General features: G+C 74.2%; 2 protein-coding genes. Both read left to right on the forward strand.

The annotated features are described in order from the left end of the window. Positions 1–326 precede the first annotated feature (326 nt). Entirely contained in the window at positions 327–2,120 is a 1,794-nt protein-coding gene (locus tag ACFV8H_RS37735) for a diguanylate cyclase domain-containing protein (RefSeq protein WP_380408782.1), read from the forward strand. Between the two features lie 196 nt (positions 2,121–2,316). Beyond that, entirely contained in the window at positions 2,317–3,303 is a 987-nt protein-coding gene (locus ACFV8H_RS37740; RefSeq protein ID WP_380408784.1) for a hypothetical protein, read from the forward strand. Positions 3,304–3,346 lie beyond the last annotated feature (43 nt).

Raw genomic sequence — 3,346 nt, forward strand, 5'->3', positions numbered from 1 at the left:
CCCCGGCCCGCCCCCCCCCCCCCCCCCGCGGGCCCGCCGCGGGCCGCGGTCACTCCCAGGGGTGAAGCGCGGGTACCGGCGGGTGCAGTCCGCTTGAGTCCGCGGCCCCTGCGGTCGACCACCAGGAATGTTCCGATAGCGGTTTATGTCCCGCTATGGGGCGGATGAACTGATTAAGGGCGCATTAGTCTTGTGTGATTTAAGTCACAAGTGGTGGCCTATTGCTGACCGAGCGTGCCGAACGCTGTGCTCCCTGTGATTCAGTTCTTCTGGCAATCGGACGATAACCAATCAAGAACTATCCGAAGCAGCCGGGGAGCCCCCGCATGGAAGCCGAGTCGGAGCCGTACGTCCGTCTCGCGACCCTCCGCACCTTGCACCGGGTCGTGGCGGACCTCAACGCTGCCCGCAGCCTGGCGGGCACGCTGCAGGCCGTCGTCGAGGGCGCGGTGCACGGACTCGGCTTCGACGCCGCCGCGGTCAGCCTGGTCCGGCCGGACGGCGACCTGGTGGTGGCGGCCGTCTGGGAGCTGGAGGAGAGCCCGATGGGCGGGCCCTCGGTGCTGCTCGGCCAGGTCGGCTCGCGGGAGTCCTGGGACCGGCTGCTCGGGGTCAGCGACCACTGGGGCACCCTGCGCTTCCTGCCGTACGACCGCGGCTGGGCCGTCGCCAGCGACATCCCGCGCTGGATCGGCGACGGACCGCTGCCCGTCTACGCCAACGACTGGCACCCCGCCGACGGACTGCTCGCCCCGATGTACAGCGCGGGCGGGGACCTGCTCGGCGTGCTCTCGGTGGACCGCCCGCGCAGCGGCAAGCGGCCCGGGGCGTGGACCCGCGAGGCCCTGGAGATGTTCTCGCTGCAGGCCTCCATCGCGATCGGCAACGCCCGGCTGCGGGCCGAGATGCAGCGCGCGCTGGCCCGGCTGGAGAAGGAGCAGCAGGCCCTGCGGGCCAGCGAGGAGAGCTTCCGGCAGGCCTTCGAGTACGCGCCCAGCGGGATGGCCATCACCGAACTCCACGGCGCCGGGCGCGGCCAGCTGACCAGGGTCAACGACGCGCTCTGTCGACTGCTCGGCCGCCCCCGCGCGGTGCTGCGCCAGCAGAGCTTCGCCGACCTCGTGCACCCCGAGGACCGGGCCCTGTTGGAACGCACCAGCGCCGAGAGCGGCCGGGCGGAGCTGAGGCTGTCCCGGAGGGACGGCGGCTACCAGTGGGTCTGCCTGCGCAACTCGATCGTGGCGGACGCGGCCGAGGGCCCGAGCTTCCTCCTCACCCACGTCGAGGACATCGAGGACCGCAAGCGCCACGAGCTCCAGCTCGCCCACCGGGCCAGCCACGACGCGCTCACCGGCCTGCCCAACGGCGCCGAGCTCAAGGCCCGGCTGGCCCGCCGGCTCTGCGCCGAGCCGCAGCCGGTCGGCGCCGCCCCCGCGCTGACCGCCGAGGTCGGCTACCCGCAGCCGTACGCCTACCCGGCCGACACCTACAGCGCGCACGCGGCGTACGAGGGCCTGGAGGGCGTGGACCCGTACCCGGGGCCGGTGCACGGCTACGGTGCGCTGGAGGGCGGGCCGGCGCCCGGGCTCGGCGCGGGGTACGGGGAGCACGTGCACGCCGTGGTGCCGGCCGAGTACGGGCCGAGCGGCGAGGCCTGGTCGGTGCCGTTCCGCTCCGGCCCGGCGGCCCCGGCCGACAAGGGGCTCGCGGTGCTCTTCTGCGACCTGGACGGCTTCAAGTCGATCAACGACCGGTTCGGCCACAACGCGGGCGACTCGGTGCTGGTCGAGGTCGCCCGGCGGCTGAGCGGGGCGGTCCGGGACGGCGACACGGTGGCCCGGCTGGGCGGCGACGAGTTCGTGGTGCTGGCCGACGGCATCGGCCGCGAGGAGGCCAAGGACCTGGCCCACCGGCTGCGCAACGCGATCATCCCGCCGATGCGGATCGACGGCCGGGCGATGCGGGTCGGGGTGAGCCTCGGGGTGGGCTGGGCCGGCTGCGGGATGAGCATCGAAGAGGTGCTGCACACCGCGGACGAGCGGATGTACGACGAGAAGCGGGCCCGGGGCGGGGCCGTGCGGGGCGCGCGCGGCGAGCGCTCGCACCGGCGCGCGGGCTGACGGCGGGGCTCGCGACAGTCCGAGGGGCTGTCGGGAGGGGGTGGGCGCCGGGCGCCCGGGAACGCGCAGGTTACCCACGGGTTGTCAAGGGTTCTTTTCCTGCTGTCAGGTACGGCAGGTAGGGTGCCCGGTACGACAGCGTCCATGATCTGCGCCGCCCGCGCGCGGCGCACACCGGATGGGGGAACAGACCACCGTGACGACCGCCGGCGACAACGGATTGCCCGAGGGCCAGGGGGGCGGTGCCCCACAGGACGACGACCCGTTCGGCTACCTCTACCGGCCGGCCGACGGCTCCACCGGGCAGCCGGCCGAGCCGCAGCAGGGGGTTCCCCGGACGTCGTACAGCCGCCCGATGGAGGTCGGCCGGGCGCAGTACGGTGCGCCGCGCGCCCAGCAGTCGCCGTACGGTCAGCCCGGCCCGGCGCAGCCGCCCTACGGCCAGCAGGGGACGCCCCCGCAGGGCCAGTACGGCCAGCCCGGTGTGCCGCCGCAGGCCGAGTACGGCGCGCCCGCCCAGCAGACCCGCTACGCCGAGCACTCCCGGCCGCAGCCGGGGGACGAGCGGCCGAGCAGCGGTCGGAGCAAGGGCGCCGTGATCGGTGCGGTCGCCGTGGTCGCGGCGATAGCGATCGGTGCCGGGATCGCGCTCTCCACCGGTGACCCGGACGGGGACAAGACCGCCAAGGGCGGCACCACCAGCGCCGCCCCGCCGGCGCCCAGCGGTGCCGCGACGCCGAGCGGGACCGGCTCGGTCTCGCCCTCGGCGAGCGCCACGGTCTCGGCCGGCCCGGCGACCGTGGACGCCGGCCAGCTGCAGGGGCAGAACGCGCCGTCCGGCAACGGCGTCAAGGGCGCCAAGTCCGCCGACGGCAGCTACCTGACGCTCCAGCAGGGCGGCACCGTCACCTGGAACGGCCAGATCGCCGCGGCCGGCACGTACAAGCTCACCGTGCACTACAACAACGCCGGCGGGGACGTGAAGGGCGCGGCCGCGGTCAACGGCAAGGACTGGCCGAACGGGCTGACGTACCGGAACTACTCGCCCGGCAAGGACCCGGCGTCGTCCTGGTACACCACCTGGATACTGCCGCAGTTCCAGGCCGGGGCGAACTCGGTCAGCTTCACGGTGCCCTCCGGGCCGATCCTGATCGACCAGATCACCGTCGAGCCGAGCAGCTGAGGCCCGGTCGAGAACGCGGACGGCCGCCCTCCCCCGCCGGGGG

It is taken from the genome of Kitasatospora sp. NPDC059827, assembly GCF_042731675.1.
In the GTDB taxonomy this organism is placed as follows: Bacteria; Actinomycetota; Actinomycetes; order Streptomycetales; family Streptomycetaceae; genus Kitasatospora.